At 72.3% G+C, this 21,406-nt stretch carries 21 protein-coding genes; 13 read left to right on the top strand and 8 right to left on the bottom strand.

Annotated elements, in window-relative coordinates; genetic code table 11:
• Positions 1-79 precede the first annotated feature (79 nt).
• A complete protein-coding gene (locus MMF93_RS32790; protein ID WP_274709525.1) occupies positions 80-637 on the bottom strand; it encodes a TetR/AcrR family transcriptional regulator in 558 nt (185 codons plus the stop codon).
• Positions 638-987: 350 nt separating this feature from the next.
• On the opposite strand from MMF93_RS32790, the gene MMF93_RS32785 reads away from it, so the two are divergent.
• Positions 988-1,938, top strand: a complete 951-nt coding sequence (locus MMF93_RS32785) for an ArsR/SmtB family transcription factor (RefSeq protein ID WP_242756979.1) — start codon at positions 988-990, stop codon at positions 1,936-1,938.
• A gap of 380 nt (positions 1,939-2,318) precedes the next feature.
• Here MMF93_RS32785 and MMF93_RS32780 read toward each other — a convergent pair whose 3' ends face one another.
• Positions 2,319-3,479 carry a YeiH family protein gene (locus tag MMF93_RS32780; protein WP_242756977.1) on the bottom strand — a complete coding sequence of 387 codons (1,161 nt, stop codon included), beginning with the start codon at positions 3,477-3,479 and terminating at the stop codon, positions 2,319-2,321.
• A 71-nt stretch (positions 3,480-3,550) separates the two neighbouring features.
• Here MMF93_RS32780 and MMF93_RS32775 point away from each other — a divergent pair, with 71 nt between their 5' ends.
• Complete coding sequence (locus MMF93_RS32775) at positions 3,551-4,579, top strand: LysR substrate-binding domain-containing protein (protein ID WP_423835565.1); 1,029 nt, start codon at positions 3,551-3,553, stop codon at positions 4,577-4,579.
• A gap of 204 nt (positions 4,580-4,783) precedes the next feature.
• Here MMF93_RS32775 and MMF93_RS32770 read toward each other — a convergent pair whose 3' ends face one another.
• Positions 4,784-5,848, bottom strand: a complete 1,065-nt coding sequence (locus tag MMF93_RS32770; protein WP_242756973.1) for an aldo/keto reductase — start codon at positions 5,846-5,848, stop codon at positions 4,784-4,786.
• Positions 5,849-5,964: 116 nt separating this feature from the next.
• On the opposite strand from MMF93_RS32770, the gene MMF93_RS32765 reads away from it, so the two are divergent.
• Positions 5,965-6,801, top strand: coding sequence for a helix-turn-helix transcriptional regulator (locus tag MMF93_RS32765; protein ID WP_242756971.1), 837 nt, complete (start codon positions 5,965-5,967; stop codon positions 6,799-6,801).
• A 248-nt stretch (positions 6,802-7,049) separates the two neighbouring features.
• On the opposite strand, the gene MMF93_RS32760 is transcribed toward MMF93_RS32765, so the two are convergent.
• From MMF93_RS32760 to MMF93_RS32750, 3 genes are all read right to left on the bottom strand, one after another.
• Positions 7,050-7,757, bottom strand: a complete 708-nt coding sequence (locus MMF93_RS32760) for a peptidoglycan-binding protein (RefSeq protein ID WP_423835650.1) — start codon at positions 7,755-7,757, stop codon at positions 7,050-7,052.
• Positions 7,758-7,938: 181 nt separating this feature from the next.
• Complete coding sequence (locus tag MMF93_RS32755; protein ID WP_242756967.1) at positions 7,939-8,937, bottom strand: ArsR/SmtB family transcription factor; 999 nt, start codon at positions 8,935-8,937, stop codon at positions 7,939-7,941.
• A gap of 126 nt (positions 8,938-9,063) precedes the next feature.
• On the bottom strand, positions 9,064-9,993 hold the full coding sequence (locus MMF93_RS32750; protein WP_242756965.1) for a LysR family transcriptional regulator: 930 nt from the start codon (positions 9,991-9,993) through the stop codon (positions 9,064-9,066).
• 89 nt (positions 9,994-10,082) lie between these two features.
• On the opposite strand from MMF93_RS32750, the gene MMF93_RS32745 reads away from it, so the two are divergent.
• Positions 10,083-11,003, top strand: a complete 921-nt coding sequence (locus MMF93_RS32745) for a zinc-binding dehydrogenase (protein WP_242756963.1) — start codon at positions 10,083-10,085, stop codon at positions 11,001-11,003.
• A 5-nt stretch (positions 11,004-11,008) separates the two neighbouring features.
• Positions 11,009-12,001 (top strand): alpha/beta hydrolase family protein, encoded by a 993-nt coding sequence (locus MMF93_RS32740; RefSeq protein WP_242757884.1) that lies wholly within the window; start codon positions 11,009-11,011, stop codon positions 11,999-12,001.
• Positions 12,002-12,066: 65 nt separating this feature from the next.
• On the opposite strand, the gene MMF93_RS32735 is transcribed toward MMF93_RS32740, so the two are convergent.
• Complete coding sequence (locus MMF93_RS32735) at positions 12,067-13,122, bottom strand: serine hydrolase domain-containing protein (RefSeq protein WP_242757883.1); 1,056 nt, start codon at positions 13,120-13,122, stop codon at positions 12,067-12,069.
• Between the two features lie 416 nt (positions 13,123-13,538).
• On the opposite strand from MMF93_RS32735, the gene MMF93_RS32730 reads away from it, so the two are divergent.
• The 6 genes from MMF93_RS32730 to MMF93_RS32705 all read left to right on the top strand — a co-directional run bounded on the left by MMF93_RS32730 (position 13,539) and on the right by MMF93_RS32705 (position 17,430).
• A complete protein-coding gene (locus MMF93_RS32730; protein WP_242756961.1) occupies positions 13,539-14,189 on the top strand; it encodes a TetR/AcrR family transcriptional regulator in 651 nt (216 codons plus the stop codon).
• 93 nt (positions 14,190-14,282) lie between these two features.
• Positions 14,283-14,891, top strand: coding sequence for a hypothetical protein (locus MMF93_RS32725; protein ID WP_242756959.1), 609 nt, complete (start codon positions 14,283-14,285; stop codon positions 14,889-14,891).
• Positions 14,892-15,095: 204 nt separating this feature from the next.
• Entirely contained in the window at positions 15,096-15,602 is a 507-nt protein-coding gene (locus MMF93_RS32720) for a metallophosphoesterase family protein (RefSeq protein WP_242756957.1), read from the top strand.
• Between the two features lie 181 nt (positions 15,603-15,783).
• Positions 15,784-16,584, top strand: coding sequence for a helix-turn-helix domain-containing protein (locus tag MMF93_RS32715; RefSeq protein WP_242756956.1), 801 nt, complete (start codon positions 15,784-15,786; stop codon positions 16,582-16,584).
• A gap of 10 nt (positions 16,585-16,594) precedes the next feature.
• A complete protein-coding gene (locus tag MMF93_RS32710) occupies positions 16,595-17,029 on the top strand; it encodes a nuclear transport factor 2 family protein (protein ID WP_242756953.1) in 435 nt (144 codons plus the stop codon).
• Positions 17,026-17,430, top strand: coding sequence for a PaaI family thioesterase (locus MMF93_RS32705; protein ID WP_242756951.1), 405 nt, complete (start codon positions 17,026-17,028; stop codon positions 17,428-17,430). Before MMF93_RS32710 ends, MMF93_RS32705 begins: the two co-directional genes overlap by 4 nt.
• A gap of 87 nt (positions 17,431-17,517) precedes the next feature.
• Here MMF93_RS32705 and MMF93_RS32700 read toward each other — a convergent pair whose 3' ends face one another.
• The gene (locus MMF93_RS32700) at positions 17,518-18,174 is read right to left on the bottom strand and encodes a trimeric intracellular cation channel family protein (RefSeq protein ID WP_242756950.1); all 657 of its coding nucleotides are present in this window, start codon (positions 18,172-18,174) and stop codon (positions 17,518-17,520) included.
• Between the two features lie 318 nt (positions 18,175-18,492).
• Between MMF93_RS32700 and MMF93_RS32695 the strand changes: the two genes are divergently transcribed.
• On the top strand, positions 18,493-19,737 hold the full coding sequence (locus tag MMF93_RS32695; RefSeq protein WP_242756948.1) for an AAA family ATPase: 1,245 nt from the start codon (positions 18,493-18,495) through the stop codon (positions 19,735-19,737).
• 20 nt (positions 19,738-19,757) lie between these two features.
• The gene (locus tag MMF93_RS32690; protein ID WP_242757882.1) at positions 19,758-21,380 is read left to right on the top strand and encodes a VWA domain-containing protein; all 1,623 of its coding nucleotides are present in this window, start codon (positions 19,758-19,760) and stop codon (positions 21,378-21,380) included.
• Positions 21,381-21,406: the final 26 nt, after the last annotated feature.

Here is a 21,406-nt window from a genome sequence, read left to right as displayed (position 1 = left end):
GACACGGAGTGCGCGGCCGCGTCTGTCCGCTGCGCTCCGGCTCACCGCTGCGCCCCGCCCGTGGAAACCCGGGGGGCTGTCAGCGCGCTGCTTCGAGCACGGCTTGCGCTGCCCGACGGGCGTGCCGTGCGGCCTCCGTGTTCCCTGTGAAGGTCGCGATGGCCATGGCCCCGTCGAAGAGCACAGCCAGTTGCTTCCCGACCTCGTCGGCGTCGACGACGTCCGTCTGTTTCGCCAGGTCGGTGAACAGCTCCAGCAGCTTGCGCTTGTGATGCTGGACGACCTCCACCACCTCGGGCGCCGCGCCCCCCACCTCGCCGAAGGCGCCCGCGAAGACGCACCCGTGGAAGCCCGGCAGACGGAACCAGTCGTCGAGGAAGTCGAAGACCGCGAGTACGTTGTCGCCCGGATCGGCGTACCGGCTCGCGTAGGCGTGGAGAGCCTCACGGGCGGTCCGGTCCCGCTGCCTCAGGCAGGCCGTCAACAGCTCGTCCTTGGAGCGGAACATGCGGTAGAGCTGCCGCAGTGGCACGCCGGAGACTTCCCGGACACGCTCCATCGTCACCGCACGGACTCCATGTTCGAAGAACAACTCATCGGCAACGTCGACCACGTGTGAGAAGCCGTCTTCTCGCATGGCTTGTTTTCTCCTCCCGGAAGAAGGTCGGTCCCCTCTAACCTAGGTGAGAATCGCGATTCTCGCAGGGGGGAATCACCTGGCCGCGCCGACCACTCCACGAGGCGCCTCGTGGCAACTTCCGCACTGAAGCACCGGGTTGCTCACCGCCGCACCGCACCCGGGGGCCGCTCCGACCCGGCCTGGGCCCTCGTGCGAGGCCGGTGTCGCGCGTTGCCTGCTACGGCGCACGCGGAGCGCCGGGATCCGCCGCACGCCGGCGGACACACGCGTCACAAGCCGGGGGGCTGTGGCGGATACGAGGGGGAGATGTGCTGCGCATACACGTGGACGAGACAACCCTGACCCGAGTGACCGTGGGGTCCGATCCCCTGTGGGAGACCGTCTTGGCCGGGCACCAACTGACAGCTCGCGGCCCGATGACGTTCACCGCCTGGCGGCAGCGTGCGGGCCGGCTGGCGAGCCGTGCGGACGCCCTGTCCTCCGCCGTACAGCTGCTGCACGCGCTCGCACCGCCCCGGACGGGCTACTTCCCCGACTTCCTGACACCACAAGAGGGGCAACGCGGCCTGGAGGCCGGGCTCGAGGCGCTGTGCGCCACGCCGCGGGCGCGGCTGCGGCGAGAGCTGGTCAAGGCCTTCGACGGGCGCAGGGCACCGATGTGGGTGCGGGAACTCGCCGAAGGCCGCAGCGGCCGTATCCGGCAGGTGGCACAGGCGGTGCACACGGTGCACCGCACACTTGTCGCCCCCGACTGGGCAGGTACCGACAAACTGGTGGAGGCCGACCGCGCGGTGCGCTCGCGGGCTCTTCGGGACGGCGGCGTCCACGGGCTGCTGTCTTCACTGCGGCCGCACCTGCGCTGGCAGCCACCGGTACTGGAGATGGACTATCCGGAGTCCCGCGATGTCCATCTGAACGGTCGAGGACTGTGCCTGATCCCCTCCCGGTTCTGCTGGGGCAAGCCCGTCGCGCTGGAAAATCCGTCACTGCCGCAGGTCGTGGTCTACCCCGTGGACCACTCCCCCCTGTTCGCCACGGAGGACCCCCGCGCTCTCGGGGCACTGGTAGGCCGTACGCGGGCCCGGGTCCTGGCCGCCGTCGAGACGGCCTCGACGTGCAGCGACCTCTCCCGCCGCCTCGGTATCGCCCCGTCATCGGTGAGTGAGCACGTCTCCGTGCTCCGCGCGGCGGGGCTCGTGGTCAGCGTGCGCCACGACAACCGCGTCATCCACACCCTCACACCCCTCGGCCGCGGCCTCGGACGAGGCGAGCTGCTCCAGCCCGCGGCGGAGCGATGAGGCGGTGCACGGTGGTCCGCCAAGCCGCCCCGCGGCCCTGTCGATGGCGGACGCTGTCACCGCGTGGTCTCGCGTCGTCGTTCCCGCGCACCGACGGCGCGCGGGGACGGCGACACCTCTCAGCTACTCTCCTCCGCCACCGTCGGAGTCGTCTCCTCCGGAGGAGCCTCCGTCATCGCCCGACCCTGACCGTCTTTTCCGACTGTCTTCTGTCATGACGACAGCCTTCCTCCGCGGGCGCTCGGGTACGCGCGCGCCCGCGGAGCTTCCGAAGAGGAGACGCGTGGCTCCCGTTGCGGAGCGCACCAGCATGACCGGCTGGTAGGTGCACCTGCCGCGTGCCGTTCGACCACGGTGCACCGCCTCGGACCGACCGCCGTTCAGAAGTGACCGAGCAGGTACTGCAGGAGCAGGCTGGTCGCGGACACCACCAGCCACAACAATCCGCCCAGCAGCAGCGGGGCGGGGCCGGCGCGCCGCAGTTTGGCCGGTTCGGTGGACAGCCCGATGGCGGAGAGCGCGACGGTGATCAGGAAGACGGCGAGTGTGCTGAGCGGCTCGTGCGCCGCCTGGGGCACGAGCCCTGCCGTGTTGACAGCGGCGAGGGCGATGAAGCCGACCAGGAACCAGGGGATGAGACGGCCGACGCGGATCCGCCGGGACCCGGTCCCGTCCGCGTCGGCGGAGTTCGCTGTGGCAGCCGCGCGGCGGCGCACCAGTGCGGCCAGTCCCAGGCAGATGGGGATGATGAGCAGGGTGCGGGCCAGCTTCACGACGACGGCGTAGTCGGCGGCGGGACCGCCGTAAGTGGTGGCGGCGGCGACCACGGAGGACATGTCGTTGACCGCGGTACCGGCGAAGAGCCCGAAGGCGTGCTGGCTCATGTCCAGCAGGTGACCGAGGAACGGGAAGGTCAGGACCGCGGCGACGTTGAAGACGAAGATGGTGGAGACCGCGTAGGCCACCTCCGCCTCCAACGCGCCGATGACAGGGGTCACCGCCGCGATGGCCGAGGCGCCGCAGATCCCGGTGCCGACCCCGATCAGGGTGCGCAGGTCACGGACGATGCCCAGGCGCCGCCCGAGCCAGTACGCCGCTGCCAGGCAGGCCGCGAGGGTCACCAGCATCACCGGAAGTGACCCCAGCCCCACCTTCAGGATCTGGCCCAGCGACAGCTGTGCGCCCAGCACCACGACCGCGGTCTGCAGCACGCCGCGTCCGGCGAACGCGATGCCCGGTCGCAGCACGGCCTTCGGCCGGACCGCGACCGCCACCAGCACCCCCAGCACGATCCCGCTCACCGGGCCGCCGACCACCGGCATCAGCCTGCCCAGCACGGTGGCCACGGCCGCGATGGCGACGGCGAGGGCGAGGCCTGGGAGGCGGGAGAGAAGCCCGGCGCCCATGCCCCTGGCGGAGGTGGGTGCCGTCTCCTGTGCCTGGGCGGGCGCGCCCGCGTCCTCGGCAGCGGTCGCCGAGCCGGACGGGGTCGGCCTCGGGGAGCCGTGGGCGGGAGGTGAGACGTCGCTGTCGTCAGTCATGATCCACACTCTCCGGGCCGGTAGGGACCGGCTGTAGCCCCCAATCGCACAGCAGCTCATAGCGCAACGCTATGAGTCGGTCATACGCTGGTGCTGTGACAGCCGACCCGGCGGAGCCCCCCGCCGCCCCGACGCCCGGTACCGCGCCGGTGCCCTCCCGCACCCCCGATCTGGAGTCGCTGCGGCTGCTCGTCCTCGTCGCCGACCTGGGCAGTCTCGGTCGGGCCGCCGAGCGGCTCCGGATCGCGCAGCCGTCGGCCAGCCGCCGCCTGTCCACCCTGGAACGGGCGCTCGGCCTGGTGCTGGTCGACCGCACCCGCCGGGGCTCGCGGCTCACGGCCTCGGGCCAGATCGTCGCGGGTCACGCCCGGCGCGTCCTGGACGAAGTGGAGGCTCTGCTCACCGGTTCCGACGCGCTGCGCAACCGGCGGGAGGCCGAGCTGCGGGTGGCGGCGAGCCTGACGATCGCCGAGTACCTGCTGCCCGCCTGGATCAGCGAGCTGCGGAGCCGCAGACCCGAGCTGTACATAGGGCTCCAGGTCACCAACAGCGAGCACGTCCCCGGTCTGGTCGAGTCGGGCGAGGCCGATGTCGGCTTCGTCGAGGGCCCGCACCTGTCGCAGGTGATGTCGACGCGGCAGGTCGCCGAGGACCGGCTGGTCGTCGTGGTCGACCCCGGCCATCCGTGGTCCCGCCGCCGGCAGCCGCCGGACGCGCAGGAGCTGTCCACCACGCCGCTGGTGCTGCGTGAACGCGGGTCAGGTACCCGCCAGACGCTGGATCGCGCGCTGCACCTGGCCGGGTGCGGCCGCGCCCGCGCGCTGCTGGAGCTGGGCTCCACGGCCGCCGTCCGGGGCGCGGTGATCGCCGGCACGGGGCCCGCGGTGCTGAGCGAGCTCGCCGTGCGGGGAGACGTCGCCGAGGGGCGCCTGGTCGGCATAGACGTGGCGGGGGTGGACCTCACGCGTGCGCTGCGTGCGGTCTGGCCGATGGGACGGCGGCTGGTGGGGCCTGCGGCCGAGCTGGTGGCCGTGGCCCGGGGGAAGGACCGCTCGGGGCGCGCGGGGCGCACGTCTCGGAAGGGCGGCGCCGTACGGTGACCGGCTGTCGTACCTGGTACGGCCCGGGCAGCGAGGCGGTCGGCAGCCAACGGGGTGCTCTCGGCGCGGTGAGCGCGACAGGGAAGTCGAGGGCTGCCCCGAGGGCGGCGGCGGTGCCGCCCTCGGGTCCGGCCGGGTGCACGCTCGATCGCGGCCGGGCGCGCCCTCGGGTGTGGCCCGGTGCGCCCCGGGTTCGGCCGGGTGTCAGTGGCGGGCTTCGATCGTCAGGTCACCCCGGGTCTCCGCGCGCATCCTGTCACTGGCGAGCAGGTCGTGCGGGTAGCCGAGCCGGATCGCGCCGGCCTCGTCGAGGCGGGCGAGTTGGCGGGCGGTGAAGTCGACCTCAAGGGCGCCCAGGTTGTCCTCCAGCTGCGCGGGGGTGCGGGCGCCGATGACCGGTGCCGTCACACCCGGGTTGTGCAGGGTCCAGGCCAGCCCGACCTGGGCGGGTGTGCGGCCCAGCTCCGTGGCGACCTCCTTCACCACCTCGGCGATCTCGAGGGTGCGTGCGGTGACCGCGCCCACGCCGAGGTTGAACCTCTTGCGGGTGCCGTCGCCGGTGCCGGCGGGCGTCGCGGTCAGGTCGGCACGGCTGTACTTGCCGGTGAGCACCCCGCCTGCCAGGGGCGAATACGGGACCACTCCCAGGCCCATCTCGCGCGCCATGGGGATCAGGTCGCGTTCCCCGGCACGTTCGACCAGGTTGTACTCGATCTCCAGTGCGACCAGCGGGGACCAGCCGCGCAGATCGGCGATCGCCTGCATGCGCGACACCTGCCAGGCGGGGGCGTTCGAGATCGCCACGTACAGGACCTTGCCCTGCCGCACCAGATCGTCCATGCCGCGCAGAATCTCCTCGACCGGTGTCGTGAAGTCCCACACGTGCAGGTAGAGCAGATCGAGGTAATCGGTGTTCAGCTGTCGCAGGCTGGCTTCCACCGAAGCGAACAGGCTCTTGCGGTGAGGCCCCCCGGAGTTCGGGTCGCCGGGGCGACGCAGCGTCGTGTACTTCGTCGCCAGCACCAGGCTCTCTCGCCTGTCGCGGGCGAATCGGCCCAGCAGGCGCTCGGAGGTGCCGTTGGTGTAGGTGCCTGCGGTGTCGATGAAGTTGCCGCCGCGCTCGACGTAGAGGTCGAACAGCTTGCGGGCCTCGTCCTGCTCGGCGCCCCACCCCCACTCGGTGCCGAAGGTCGCCGCGCCCAGCGCGAGCGGTGAGACCCGCAGGCCCGAGCGGCCCAGCAGCCGGTAGGTGTCGAGGGTGTGAGACATCGTCTCCTCCTGTGCTCGTGATCCGTGTCGCACACGAGCCTGTGACCGGGGAGAGCAGGGGGTAAGGGAGGGAAGTTCCTGGGAACACCGCTCCTACCCTGACTGTTGGTACGTGCATGACGACGACCCTGACCCAGGAGGCGACGCGGGAGCTGGCCGCGTTCCTGCGTACCCGACGCGAACGTGCGGACCCGCGCGACTTCGGACTCCCGTCGCGTCGGCAGTCCCGGCGGACCCCGGGGCTGCGCCGCGAAGAGGTCGCCGAACTGGCCGGGGTCAGCATCGACTACGTCGTGCGGCTGGAACAGGCCCGCGGGCTGCGGCCCTCGGCGGACGTGGTGGAGGCGCTGGCCCGGGCGCTGCGCCTGGCCCCCGACGAACGCGCCTACCTCTTCGACCTCGCCCGGCACCGGCCTCGCGAGGACGGTGTGCCCGCCACCACGGCGGCACCGCAGCTGGCACGGCTGGTCGACGACCTGTCGCCGCTGCCTGCCATGCTGACGAACCACCGCTTCGACATCCTGGCCTGGAACGGCGCGATGGCGAAGCTGCTGATCGATTTCTCCCGTCTGGAGCCGCCGCGGCGCAACGCGATGTGGCTGTGTCTGCTGCATCCGCAGGTACGCGAGTTCTATCTCGACCGGGAACGCGTCCTGCGCGAGGGGGTCGCCCATCTGCGTGCCGCGTGGGCCGCGCACGCGGACGACACGGTGCTGACCGACCTCATCGCCGAGTTCCTGGCCCACGACGAGGAGTTCGCACGGCTGTGGGCCGAACGGGATGTGAAGGTCAACGGCCGCGGGAGCAAGGCGATGCTCCACCCTGACGTCGGTCCGCTCGCGGTGCACTTCGAAGTGCTCACACCGCTCGAGGACCGCGACCAGCGGCTCATGCTCTGCCGTGCCGCGGACGAGGAGACCCAGGCCGCGCTGGACCGGCTCTGCGCGGGGTGACGCCGAACCGGCCGCCCGTCCACGGAGCCGGCCGAGGACCACCACGGCCGGACGGCGCCCATGCTCTTGCCCGCCGGGCCTTCGGACCGACCGTCGTCTGGGGGGCGCTGGTCCCCTCCTCCGGGCTGACCGCGCGCCGACTCCCCGGCGCGGGCACGAGGCCGGTCCGCTCAGCCGCCGCGGCAGCCCCCTGCGCCCACTCCCCGCGGGAGGAGGGAGTGGGCGCAGGGGGCTCGGGAACGTCCGCGTCAGGGGATCGGCGGCACCGTGGGGCCCTCCTGCGCGAGCAGGTCACGCGCGAACTGCTCCCACTGCGCGTAGCGGTCGGGGTACGCCGAGACCTGGACCGCCTGGCAGACGTCGCCGGGCGGCATGGTCTCCCAGCCCTCGATCTGGATCAGCCCGGGGTTGGTGCCGAAGTCGGCCACTCCGTAGAACGACTTCGACGAGGTGGGTACGTCGGTGATCTGCTCCGGGGTGCCCCAGCCGGTGCTGGGGCGCTGCTGGAAGATGCCGAGGGAGTCGTGGTCGACGGGCGTGAGGTAGTTGACGAACTTCGACTCCTGCATGGCCGTCATCAAGGCGATGACCTGGCCCTGCTCCGGGATACCCGCTCCCTTGCCGACGCCGATGACGGTACGCGCGTTGGCCAGCTCCTCGGGGCCGAGGTCGGCGGCGGTTTCGAAGGTCTGGTGCAGCTCGGCGTCGGAGGCCTGACCGAGCGCCTTGGCGGTGGCTCTGTCAACCGAGCCGGTAGGGGTCAGCCCGTGCCGCTCCTGGAACTTCTTCAGGCCCACGCCGCTTCCTTGGGCGGACGTCTGCGTGGCGGATCCCGGGGTCGAGGTGTGGGGGGCGGACGACGCCTGGGCCGTACCCGGCACGGCGAGCAGCGCGCCCGCGGCGACGAGAGAGGCGGCCAGGACGGCGGGGCGGGTGAGATGGGTGCTCAACGCCAGCTCCTTGAGAGGTGGTCGTCGCGTCCCCGCCCCTTCCCCGGTTCTCGGCACAGGTCTCGTGTGCGGACAACCGGGTACGGGGCGTGCTGCCGGGACACGACGTGGTGGGGGGTTCGGTGTGCGGCAGCCCGAACAGAGTCGTGGCGAGGATATGACGGCCGCAACGGCTGAAAGCCCAGGCTTACGCCGCTCCCCCGCCGCACTCACCGCTGCGCAGCAGGGCGCGGCCTTCCGCGGTCGCAACGTGGAGGGACCGCCCCGCCCTGCGGGCCGTCGTGACCAGGCCCGCCGCACGCAACACCTTCACGTGCTGGCTCACGGCCGGATGCGTGACCCCCAGCAGTCGGGCCAACTCCACCGTGGAAGCGCCGGTGCGAGCCGCGCTCAGAACGGCGGCTCGGGTGTGCCCGATGAGCTGGCCGAGGGCCGCGCCCGTGTCCGGGCGACCGGCCGGCTGCGCACGCGACCAGTCCCGCTCGTGGTCGATCGGGTACACCAGGACCGGCGGCAGCGCGCCGTCCGTGAGCGTGACGGGGGTGGGCCAGCAGAAGAAGGAGGGCTGGAGGAGGAGACCCCGGCCGTTCAGCCACAGGTCGTGCTCGACGGGATAGTCGGCCTCCAGGACCGGCGGGCGCCAGCGGAACCGGGGCCCGAGCCCTGTCAGCAGCCCGTCGACGGCGCCGTCGAGGAGACCGTGCACCCGCAGGACGCGGTCGGCGTCGATGTGCGCGCGCACGCGCTGCCAGAAGGGGGCCATCACCTGCCGGTGGTACGCACCCAGCACCTGCCCCAACCGCTTGAGGGCGACGCCGTCGCCGTCGGCCAGCGCGGCCGTCCACCCGGGGAGCCGCCGGGTGGCCGCCACTCTCGTCAGGTCGGCGCGCAGGCGCGGACGTGGTGTGCGGACGAGGGTGTCCACGGCCGCCTGGAGTGACTCTCGGTCGCCGTAGGTGGGGGTGAGGAAGTCCGGAGAGCAGCCCTGTGGCGGCAGGAGCGGCGTCAGCAGGCGGCAGCTGTCCGGCAGCCGGGGCCGCGCCCAGCGGCGCCATTCGCCGAACTCCCGCCTGCCGTCCGCACGTTGGAGCGTCTGCACGCTGTTGCTGATCTCCCACAGATAGTCGGGCCCCGAGGCGACCCGCACCCGCGCCAGATCCTCGGACGTGAAGTACACCCGCAGCATGGCCCACCTTCTCCCCGTGTCCGTCCTGCGGCGCCGTGCCCGAGCCTGGGCGCCGCAGAGGCACAGGCGACCGCCGCGGGGCCGCAGCTGTCAAGGGCTTGAGGGGAGCCCGGAGCCGGAACGCTCTCACTCCGGCGCCGGGGGCGGCTCGGGGAGCCAGTCACGAGCCGGGTCGTACTCCAGCCATCGGCTGCGTCGCGCTTCCGCGGCGCAGACGGTGGTGAGGCCGTGCAGGCCCGGATGCGGGTTGCCGGTGCGCCACAGCAGCGACCAGGCGTACAGCGGCGTGGGGTCGACCAGCGGGACGGAGCGCAGCCCGGGGACCTCGGGGAGGGGCACGTCGGCGGGCAGCAGCGAGAAGCGCCGCGGGTCGCCGGCCACCTCGGCGAGGAAGTGGGTGAGGCCCAGGTTGACGCCGGCGGCCCTGTCCGCGATGTCGAACCGGTCGGCGAACTGACGGAGGAAGTCGAGCCGGTCCAGAGCGCCGGGCGCCCACAGCACGCTGCCGCGCAACTGCTCGGGCCGCAGCTCCGGTGCCCCCGCGTGGGGGTGAGCCGTGCTCACCACCGCGTCCACCGGTTCGAGTCGGACCAGGCGGTGCGACAGCCCGGCACGCAGCGGTGGGTGGACCCGGCCGAGGGCCGCGTCGATGTCACCGTGCAGCAGCGCCGCCGTCACCGACGGCAGGTCGCGCCCGTGCCCCAGCACCAGCTCTCCGGCCCGCCCCGCGACCCGGGCCAGCGTCCGCATCGGCGCGTAGAGGTGGCCCCATACGTCCACGCGCAGCGGGCGGGCCTTGCCGAGTGCCGCTTCGACGGCGGCGTCGGCCGCGGCCAGTGCCTGCCGGGCCGGTGGGAGAAAGCGCTGTCCGGTCCCGGTGAGGCGTACGCCGTTGCCGGCACGCTGGAACAGCTCGGTGCCGAGCAGGGACTCCAGCCGCGCGATCCTCTTGGACAGCGCCTGCTGGGAGAGGGAGAGCGTCCGGGCCGCCCGCCCGAAGTGCAGTTCCTCGGCGGCGTACACGAAGGCACGCAGCTGCGCCATGTCGAGATCCACGGCTGACACCATAGGTGACAACCAAAGGTTGTCAGGTGCGCTTGTCCGCTGTTGGATCGCGGAGCGGATGCGGCAGTTGCATGGGCGTCATGCGAAGACTGATTCCCACCGGAGACCCCGCGCGCCCGGTCGCGTTCACCGAGGTTCCCCCGCCCGTGCCGGAGCCCGGCGAAGCCATGATCAAGGTCGAGGCGTTCGCCCCGAACAGAGGCGAGACCTTCCTCCTCGAACACCCGCGTCCCGGGCTGCTGCCAGGCAAGGACGTGGCGGGGCTCGTCGTGCGGGCCGCAGCCGACGGCTCGGGGCCCGCAGCCGGCACCCGCGTGGTCGGACATCCGGCCCAGGGCGGGTGGGCCGCGTACGCCACCGTGCCCACGCACTCGCTCGCGGTACTCCCCCACGGCATCGACAGCGCACGGGCGGCAGCGCTGCCGCTGGCCGGGATCACCGCGCTTCGGCTGCTGCGCGCGGCCGGTTCCCTGGCCGGTGCGCGGGTGCTGCTGACCGGCGCCTCGGGCGGCGTCGGCCACTACGTCACGGAGTTGGCCGTGGGGGCCGGAGCCCGGCTGACCGCGGTGACGGCCACACCGGAGCGCGGCGAACGGCTCGCGGAACTGGGCGCGCACCTCGTGCACGACGTCGCCGCGGCCCAGGGGCCCTTCGACGTCGTACTGGAGTCGACAGGCGGCCCGCACCTGCCGACCGCCCTGGCCAAGGTACGGCCGGGCGGCCTGCTCGTCTGGTTCGGACAGGCCGGCCGCGCCCCCGTCACCCTCGACTTCTTCGCGCTCCTCAGCGGCCCCGAGCGCGTCACGATCCAGCACTTCCACTACGCGGGCGGCCCCTACGCTCCCGACCTCGCGACACTCGTACACCTGGTGGAAAAAGACCGGCTGCACCCGGAGATCGGCCGGACAGCCGACTGGGCGCAGACGGCCGACACCCTGGTCGACCTGCGCGAGCGCCGGATACGCGGAAAGGCCGTGCTGCTGACAGGAGAAGAACGATGAACGCCGTGCAGGCCTCCGAGTTCGCCGCCGCCCAGTGGACGCGCGCCACCGGCGCGGGCGTCGACCCCCACGAATACCGTCGCGTCACCGAAGGCCTCACCTCCGTCACCGACTGGGGGCCGACGTTCCTGCGCACCGGGCACGCCCACCTCCGGCGCGCGCAGGAGGCGGGCTCGTCTCTCTCCGCGGGCACGCATCTGCTGATGGCGGCCAGATGGTTCCACCTCGCCACGCTCGCGCCGTACGCGGAAGCCGACCGTGCGGCCGCCGAGGCCGACCTGGCCCTGAGCCGGGCACTCACCGTTCTCGAACCCGAAGCACGGCGCGTGACCGGCGAGGGGTTCACCGGCTGGCTGCGCGGCCCCTCCGACGCGCCCGGCACCGTGGTCGTCGTTCCCGGTCTCGACTCGGCCAAGGAGGAGTTCCTCGGCCTGGCGTCCGCGCTGCTGGCGAGAGGGCTGGCGGTGTTCGCGATGGACGGCCCCGGGCAGGGCGCCCTCGCCGCCGGGACAGTGCTGCGGGCGGACTACGAGCGGATCGTGGGCCGAGTCGTCGACGCACTCGGCAGCGCACGCGTCGGGCTCGTCGGTCTCAGCCTGGGCGGCTACTTCGCAGCGCGGGCGGCCGCGCTGGAGCCGCGCGTGGCGGCGGTCGCCACCGTCAGCGGCCCCTTCCGCCTCGACTGGGAGGATCTGCCCCCGCCGGTCAGAGACCTCATGTCCCGGCGCGCCGGCGGGTTCGGCGCGGCCCGCGAGTTCGCCCGCCAGGTGGACCTCACCACCCTGGCCCCGCGCATCACGAGCCCGCTGCTGGTGGTGGACGGAGGCCAGGACGTCATCCCCGGCGTGACGAACGGCGAACCGCTGGCCCAACTCGCGCCGCACGGCACCTGTGTGACCGTCCCACACGGCGATCACCTGCTCGGCAACGCGCGGTCCGACTGGTTGCCGCGGCTCACCGACCACCTCGAACGTGCTCTGGTCGCACCACGGGCATGACCAGCCGCCGAGCCCGGTTCCGGCAACCGGAGGGGCGACTCCCCCGGACAGCCGTGTCAGCCATGTCAGCCGTGCATCGCCACATGGTGGAGAGCGGCGAGCGCGTCGTCGAGGGGGTGGGGCCGCGGCCTGCCTGAGGAGTCGAGCCTGTTCCACCTCTGCGAGTTCACCGCGAGGGCCAGCTGCCGCTTGCCGTCGGCACGGGTCATGGCCAGCGCCCCACCACCCCAGACGGTGCCGCCGTGCCCCCAGAAGGCGCCCTTCCCCGATGTCTCAGCCGGATGCAGGCCGAGGCCGTAGTCGATCGTCTTCCCCTCCTGGGAGACGACCGGGACCGTGCGGCACATCTCCTTCAGCGACGACGGGGTGACGATCTCGCCGGACATCAGCAGGCCGAAGAAGCGGTTGAGGTCCGTGACGGTCGATATCAGCGAAGCGGCCGGCCCCACCCACGACATGTCGAAGACGCTGTAGTCACGCGGCGGGTCGATCATGCCGAACCACGCCTCGTAGAGCCGCGAGTGCGGTCCTCGCACGTGAGGATCGGCGGGGAATCCGGTATCCCGGAGCCCAGCGCGCTCGATCACGTTCCGCGTGATGCACCGCTCCGCGGTGGTGCCGGTCGCCTGCTCCAGGAGCGCGCCGAGAAGCAGGTAGTTGGTGTTGGAATACACGCCCGGCGTGCTGCCGGGGGCGCCGACGGCAGGCGCGGTGACGCCCCTCTCGATCAGGTCGGTGGCGCGGAAACGCGTGAACCGGTGGTCGTCCAGACTGCGGGGGCCAGTGTGTGCGAGAGCGGGGAACGCCTTGAGGGAAGGGTACGCGTGGGGAAGGTACTCGGCGAGGCCGCTGGTGTGGTTGAGCACCATCCGGACGGTGATCGCCTCACCCCGCTCTCCGGGGACCAACCGCGGAAGGTACCGGCCGATCGGCGTGTCGAGACCGATCCGACCGCTCTCGACCTGCTGGAGGACCGCGGCGGCTGTGAAGGTCTTGGTGATGCTGCCGACGCGGTGCCGCATGCCGGCGGTGACAGGGCGGCCTGTGGCGACATCGGCCACCCCGGCGGCGCCGCGCCACACCCGGTCACCGTCGCGCACCTCGGCGAACAGGCCCGGCATACCGGCGCGGTGGACGTTGTGGAGAGCTTTGTCGAGGGCGGTGCCGAGGGCGGTGCCGAGGGGTTCGTCGAGGGCTTTGTCGAGGGCTCCGTGGAGGGCGGCATCGACGGCTTCGTCGGCAGTGGCGCGGAGGGTCTTGTCGGGCTCGGCGGGATCCGGTGCGTTCCTCACAGTGTGCGTCCTTTCGTCGTCCCCGAGGTGGGCTTCGCGGGTCACCTGGGCCCGGGGCACGGGGCGCGGCTCCGGGTCACAGGGCGCGCACGGCACGCGGGGCCGCCTGTTGCCGACCCCCCGGGCCCACTCATGTCCTCATTATGCACGCGGTGCGTGCAACACCAAGTGCACAGGTTAGGCTGAACCCGTCGACGAGACGCGGCGGGCAAGACGCGGCGATGAGACTCTGCGAAGGGAGCGGGATGGCAGGCAGAAGGCGCTGGTCGACCGAGGAGATTCTGGACGCGGCCACGGAGTTGCTGCGCACGAGCGACGCCGAGTCGTTCAGCGTGCGCAAGCTCGCCGCGACGCTCGGGACCGACTCCTCAAGCCTCTACCGGCACTTCCGCAGCAAGACCGAACTGCTGCGAGCGGTCGCCGACCGCATCCTCGCGACCGCCATGGACGGCTACCGCCCCGAGGGCGACTGGAAGCAGCGCATCACGGCGCTGGCCCTCCGCGTGAGAGAGGCCTTCGGCCGCCAGCCGCGACTCGCCGCGGTCTGGGGGCGCTACGCGTCGGGCGGCATCGGCTCGCGGCTCGTCATGGAAGAGGTACTGGGGGCCCTGCGGGCGTCAGGGCTGCCGGACGAGGAGATCCCTTCGCGCTACCACCGGATCGCGGTCCTGATCGCCGCATTGATCGCCTCCGAGGCCGAGGCCGGCGCCCTCACCCCCGGGGAACACGAACAGGGTATGGAGCACTTCCGCGTCGCGGTACTGGGCGCCGACCCCGCACGCTTCCCGACCCTGGCACACTTCGCCCGCGACATCCGCCCCCTCGGAGCCGACCGCCGCGCCGCGTTCGAAGAGATCCTCGCCGCCCACCTCGAGAGCGCGGTACCTCCCGGCTAGAACCTGCCCCTTTGCCCGGCCTCATCAGGCGCCAGGCGGTGTCAGGCGGCTGTGTGAGGCAGGCTGACGGGAGCGACGACGAGGAAGGTGCATATGCTCGATCCGCACTGGGTGTTCGTCAGCGCGGTGCTCGGCCTGGCGGGGAGCGTCCGGTATGCCTTCTCGACAATGAGGGGGACGGCGCGTCCGAACCTGGTGACGTGGTCGTTGTGGGCTGCTGCGCCACTGATCGGGTTCTTCGCACAGCTCGATGCCGGTGTCGGCATGCCGGCCGTGCAGACGCTGGCGGCGGGCGTTGGGCCTCTCGCGGTGGTGGTGTGCGCTGTGCTGACCAGGCATAATCTCGCCCGGCTCGGGACGTTCGACGTGGTGTGCGCGGTCATCGCGGTTGTCGCCCTGGGTGTGTGGCTGGGGCTGGGGCAGGCGCCGCTGGCCGTGGTGTGCGCGGTGGCTGCTGACGCGGCGGCGGCGTTGCCGACAGCCTTGAAAGCCTGGCGCGATCCGTATTCGGAGAACCTGCTGTTCTATGTCCTGGTCGGGACCGGCGCTGCGGTGACGCTCCTGACCATCACTTCGTGGCAGCCGGAAGCCTGGGCGTTCGCGGTCTATGTGTTGGCCCTGTGTGCGGTGCTTGTCAGCATCGTGTCCGTGCGGCGCCGGGCGCCGCATCGGGCTCAGCCCGGGCGGGTCTCCCGGGTGTGAAGGTCTCCGGCCGGCGGTAATGCGGCGGGTCGTGAGGGGGTGGTGACGGCCCAGGTGATGCGGCGGGCGAGTAGCCGTCGTTCCGTTCGCCGCGCCGGATATCGACCAGGACAGTGATCCGCTCCGGGGCGAGCGGCCACCGCCTCACGCCAGGGCCGTGTCGCGGGCGCGACCAGCAGCCCCGACGTCCGTTACGGTCGCAGGGTGCGACTCCTGCTCATGTCCGACACCCACCTGCCCAAACGGGCCAAGCGGCTGCCCGAGCAGCTGCTGGCCGAGATCCCGCGCGCCGACGTCGTCCTGCACGCGGGCGACTGGGTGGACACGGCCACCCTCGACCTGCTGGAGTCGCGAGCGCGGCAGCTGGTCGGTGTGTACGGCAACAACGACGGCCCCGGCCTGCGGGCCCGGCTGCCGGAGGTGGCGTACACGCGTCTGGAGGGCCTGCGCTTCGGCGTCGTCCACGAGACCGGTGGGGCGCGGGGGCGGGAGCGCCGCTGCGCCGACCGCTTCCCCGACCTGGACGTCCTGGTGTTCGGACACAGCCACATCCCGTGGGACACCACGACGGAGGACGGACGGCTGCGTCTGCTCAACCCTGGGTCGCCGACGGACCGGCGGCGCCAGCCGTACTGCACGTACATGACCGCCGAGGTGAAGGACGGGCACCTGGCCGCCGTGGAGTTGCACCAGCTGCCGCCGCGCCGCTGAGGCGAGCCGCCTCGCTGCCGCGTCCGCGAGGCTTCCTGCCCGCAGGCGGCATCGCTGCGGTGATGTGTCCCTCTCGTCGCCGCGCCCCTTCCGTAAGTCGCCGTATCTGCTCCGTCAGTCGTCGCGCCTCTTACGTCAGAGGTAATGGCGTGGGCTCGGGGACCCGCTTAACGTCTCCCCCATGGCAACCGCAGCACCCCCACAGGTCGGCCCACTGCTACGTGAGTGGCGTCGGCGACGGCGACTGAGTCAGCTCGAGCTGTCCCTGCGCGCACAGACCTCGGCACGGCACCTCAGCTTCGTCGAGACCGGTCGCTCCCGGCCCAGCAGCGCCATGGTGCTGCGTCTGGCCGAGGAGCTGGATGTGCCGCTGCGCATGCGCAACCAACTCCTGATGGCCGCCGGTTACGCACCGGCGTACACGGAGAGCCCGCTCGACGCGCCACGTATGACAGCCGTACGCAGGGCCGTGCGGCAGGTGCTGGAAGGCCACGAGCCGTACCCGGCGACCGTCGTCGACCGGGCCTGGAACATCGTGGACAGCAACGCGAGCCTCGCCCTGTTCACCGACAAGGTGGCACCCGCGCTGCTGGAGCAACCGGCCAACGCGCTCCGCGTCTCGCTGCACCCCGAAGGGTTGGCTCCGCACATCGCCAACCTCGGTCAGTGGCGGGCCCACCTGCTGGGCCGGCTGCGCCGCCAGATCGCCGCCGGCCTCGACGGGGCCCTGCGTGCGTTGCACGACGAGCTGGTGGCCTACCCCTGCTCCGAGCCGGAGCCCGACGTGGAGTTCCCCGGCCCCGCGGATATCTTCGTGCCGCTGCGGCTCCGCCACGGCAGTGGCGAACTGGCCTTCTTCAGCACCGTCGCCACGTTCGGCACCCCGCTGGAGGTGACGACTGCCGAGCTGGCCATCGAATCGTTCTTCCCGGCGGACGCCGCGACGGCAACGGCGCTCCGTGACCCGGCCCCTCCTCAGTGAACGGAATCCCATGACCGAAGACACCCGCACCCTCGTGCACGAGCTTTTGCGACGCATCGGCGAGGGCGACCCCGAGCCCATCGCCGCGCTGTACGCCGAGCACGTCGACTGGAAGCTCAGCTGGCCGGAGCCCCAGCACGGCAGGGAGATCCTCCCGTGGATCCGTCCACGCGCCACCCGGGCCGATGTCGCCGACCACTTCCGCTCCCTGGCCGAGGAGCACATACCCGAGCAGGCCGACACCCGGATCGAACGCATCCTGGTCGACGGAGACGACGCTGTCGTGCTGGGCGAGATCCGCCAGACCGCCCGCGGCACCGGCCGCTCCTACCGCGCCCGGTTCGCCCTGCACCTGACCGCGGCGCATGGCCTGATCACCCGTCACCACGTCTACGAGGACAGCCTGGCGGTCCTCGACGCCTTCGACGTGCGGGTGGGAACATGACGCGGCCTCGAGCTGCCGAGCTCACCGCCGCCATGCCCTACGCCTCCCGGCTCGGCCTCACCCTCGACGAGGTTTCCCCGCAGCGCGTCACCGGGAGCCTCGCCTGGGAGGCGGACCTGTGCACGGTCGGCGGGGCGCTGCACGGCGGCGCGCTGATGTCCCTGGCCGACGCGGCGGGCGCCGCCTGCGCCTACCTCAACCTGCCGCCGGGTGGGAGCACGTCGACGATCGAGTCGAAGACGAACTTCTTCCGCGCGGTACGGGGCGGCACCGTCCACGCCACCTCCCGCCCACTGCACGTGGGCCGCACGCTCGTCGTCGTGCAGACCGGTCTGCACGACGACGAGCACCGCCTGGTCGCCCAGACCACCCAGACCCAGGCCGTCCGGCCTCCGAGCTGAGCTGACACGCCCGGCCCGGCTCCGGCCAAGGACGAGGAGGAGGCACAGGCACAGTCACAGGAGCAGGCTCAGGACGTGCCGGCCGGTCTACGTACCCTCGTGGGGCGGTTCCCGGCGGCCGGATGTCTCGGGTGGTGCGGGGGCGTTGAGGCGGAAGCGGAGGCCGAGCATGCGGATGAGGAAACAGGTCACGGCGGCACCCAGTGCGGCGGGCAGACCGTAGACGCCCGCGCGGACGGCGAGGACGGTCAGCGCGGCGCCGACGAGGGCGGGGACGGCGTACAGGCCGCTGCTGAGCACCGAGGGGATCCGGCGGACGAGCGTGTCACGGAGGGTGCCGCCGCCTACCGCGGTGAGCACGCCCAGCAGGATCGCCGGTGCGGGGGCCAGCCCGGCATCGAGGGCTTTGCCGGCGCCGATGACGGCGAACGCGCTCAGTCCGACCGCGTCGAGAATCGTGATCGGTGTCTCCAGCCGGTGCAGGTGCTTGCTGAGGGCGAAGGCGATCAGGCCGCCGGCGGCGGCGAGCGTGTAGTAGCGCCAGTCGCGGAGGGTCGCGGGCGGCAGTGAGTCGAGAAGGACATCGCGGAGGACGCCGCCACCCAGCGCCGTCATCATGCCGAGAACGATCACTCCGACCATGTCCAGGCGTGCCGCGCGCACCGCTGTCAGCGCTCCGTTGAGCCCGAAAGCGAACGTGCCGGTCAGATCCAGGGCGAGCAGGGGCGGAGGTTCGGAACTCATACAGACCGCATACCCCGCGAGGGCTCTCGTCGCGGTGGGTGTACTGCGCATGCCGCCCTCGCATGCGGCAATCGGGTGCGGCCGGCACCACACCGGCAGCGGACCCGGCCGAGCTGTGTGGCGCCGAGTCGTGCTGGCCGGTGCCAGGCGGCTCTCCCGGTGTCCGCGTTATGTTACTCGGGCGAAGAATCGTTTTTGATGACCAGCCCGGCGTCACCGCTGTCGCCCGCAGCAACGCGTCGCTTCGTCGTGGCTGTGGGGGCCGGGCCATCTCGTCGGCCCGTCCGGCAGGGCGGCGTCACAGGCAAGGAGCTGCACATGGGCGCGCCGGACGCGCGGGACCCGCACAAACCACAGGACCCGCAGACCCCGCGGGACCCGCACGACACAGCCGGCACGCTGCGGGCGATCAGCGACGAGTTGTCGGACCGTTTCTACGAGCGGGACGACGTGGTGCGGACGCTGGTGGTGACACTGCTGGCCGGGCAGCACTCGTTGGTGCTCGGTCCGCCGGGAACGGCGAAGTCCGAGATGGCCCGGGAGCTCACACGCAGGATCGAGGGAGCGTCGTACTGGGAGATCCTGCTGTCCAAGTTCACCGCTCCGACGCGGATGTTCGGGCCCGTCGACGTCGCCGCGCTGACCCGCGGCGAGTACCGCCAGGTGTACGACGGCCGGGCCACGACCGCGCATGTCGCGTTCATCGACGAGATATTCAAGTGCTCAGCGGCGGCGCTGAACGAGACGTTGGGCTATCTGAACGAGCGGATCTACCATCCCGAGAACGGCGGCGCGCCGATCCGGTGTCCCTTGATCGGGGCGATCACGGCAAGCAACGAGCTGCCCAGCGGGGAGGACCTGGCCGCGATCTACGACCGGCTGCTGGTGCGGATCGAGGTCGGGTACCTGTCCGACCCCTCGAACTTCGCCGCGCTGGTCCGCTCCGCCGTCAGCCGCCCTGCGGCACCGAAGCGTACGACGGTCGAGTTGGCCGCGCTGCGACAGGCCGTGGCGGAAGGCGTGCCGGCGGTCGAGGTACCCGACGTGATCGTGGACGCGGTGTGTACGCTGCGGGCCGCGCTGCGCCGCAAGGAGCTGGTCGCCTCCGACCGCCGCTGGCGCCAGTCGGTCGGCCTGCTCCAGGCGTCCGCGTATCTCGAAGGACGCCCGGCGGTCGCCGAGACCGACCTGTCGGTGCTCACCCATGTGCTGTGGGACTCCCCCGCCCAACGCCCGACGGTCGAGCGCGAGGTGCTCCAGCTGGTCAATCCGGATGCCAAGGAGGCGCTGGACCTGGCCGACACCATGGACGAGCTGGAGGCCCAGCTCGACGCCATGGCCGGACAGTCTCGCGAGGCGCTGAGCGAGTGGGTCATCAAGAAGGCCCACAACAAGCTCGCCACGGCCGGGACGAGGCTGGAGAAGCTCCGCGAGGAGGCGGCGGGTGCCGGGCGCTCGACCGCTGCCATCGACCGGGCCTCCGGACGCCAGCGCGCGGTCCGCGTCCGGGTCCTGACCGAGGCCCTCGGTATGGACGCGAGCATGGTGCAGTCCCAGCTGTGAACACCGAGGAGACAGCGGCGATGGACGCGACACCGCACGGACTCGGCGAGCTGACCGGCAGGTCCGCGAAGTGGCTGGGTCTGTCCGCTGCCGCCGCTCCCGAGCGGCACACCTCGGCCCTGTTCGCGGACCGGTTCGACCTGATCGCCTGGCGCGACACCTTCGCTCAGGCGGCCGCACTGCGCGAACTGGCCGAGGAGCTGGCCGGCCGCCACGACGCCGCCGAGGATCTGCTGGCCGACGTGTTCCTGGCCGCCTACCAGCTCGGTCCGCGGTTGCGCGAGCGCGCCGCGATGCACCCTTCCCACCTGGTCAACCACCAGATCGTGGGCGCGCTGGCGGAGTCGCCGGAGTGGGCCGAGCTGCGGCGGGAGACGTGCGGCGATCCGTACGTCGCCGCCATGGCCGTACTCGCCCACGCCCCGGCCCTGCGCCGGATGCTGGAGCGGTCCGGGGAGGCGCGGGCACGGTCGGAGCATGCGAGGAGGGCTCAGCGGGAGGCCGCCGACGCGGCGAGGGCCGTGGCCGAGGCGCTCCGCCGGGCCGCCGAGGGGGCGGACGAGGGCGGCACGGTGCACCGCCCGGCAGCCGACACCGTGCACGAGGCGATCGAGACCGCGGAGGACGCGGAGGCCGCCGCGCAGCGGGCCGCCCAGCAGGCCGCCCTGAGCCTCACGGCGGCGGCCCCCGGTGTCCGTTCCGCGGCGCCGGGCGCGGTGGCGGAGGCGGCCGCGACCGTGCGGGAGGAAGCCGCGCTGATGCGGGCGTGGGGCGTCGGTGCCGGCGAGCTGGAGCGGATGCCCTTCGACGAGCGAGCCCGCCTCGCCGACCGGCTGCGCACCAGCCGTCTCGCGCGGTGGGCCGAGCTGATCGGCCGTTTCCGGCAGATGGCCGGCGGTGAACGCGCCCGCAAGGTGGAGACCGCCACCGGTCAGCTGGTCGGCGTCACGCTCGGGGACGACCTCTCCCGGGTCATCCCCTCCGAGTTGGCCAACCTGGGCGTGCCCGAACTGCGCGCGGTGTTCGCCGCACGCTACGCCGCCGGGGAACTGATGCTCTACGACAGCCAGGATGAGGAGACCACGGGCCGGGGCGCCATCATCGCGTGTGTGGACACCTCGCACTCGATGTACGAGGCGGGGCCCGGCGGAGTCACCCGGGAGGCGTGGGCCAAGGCCTGCGCGCTGGCGCTGCTGGACCAGGCCCGCCAGGCCGGGCGCGACTTCGTCGGCATCCTGTTCTCCGCCGCCGACAAGCTCCGCATCCACCGCTTCCCGGCCGGCCGGCCCGCCGGTATCGCGCAGGTGCTCGACTTCGCGGAGGCCTTCCTCGGCGGCGGCACCAGCTATGAAAGGCCGCTGAGCGCGGCCAGTGAGCTGCTGGAGGAGGAGTACAACGACTCCGCCCGCAAGCGCGGCGACATCGTCATGCTCACGGACGACGAGTGCGAGGTCACCGAGGAGTGGATGCGCGGCTGGAGAGACGCCATGCGGCTGCTGGGTTTCCGCGCCTTCGGCGTGGCGATCGGCGCGCCGGACGCCGCCGGAGCCGGCTCGGTCCTCGACGCCCTGTGCGACAACCTGCGTTCCGTCGAGGACCTCACGGACGTCCACGCCGCCGCCGACCTCTTCCGCGTGATCTGACCCGGCTTCTCCCCCGAGCACCCGAG

It is taken from the genome of Streptomyces tubbatahanensis (genome assembly GCF_022699385.1).
GTDB classification, from domain to species: domain Bacteria; phylum Actinomycetota; class Actinomycetes; order Streptomycetales; family Streptomycetaceae; genus Streptomyces; species Streptomyces diacarni.
This window is presented reverse-complemented; position numbering and strand designations above follow the sequence as displayed.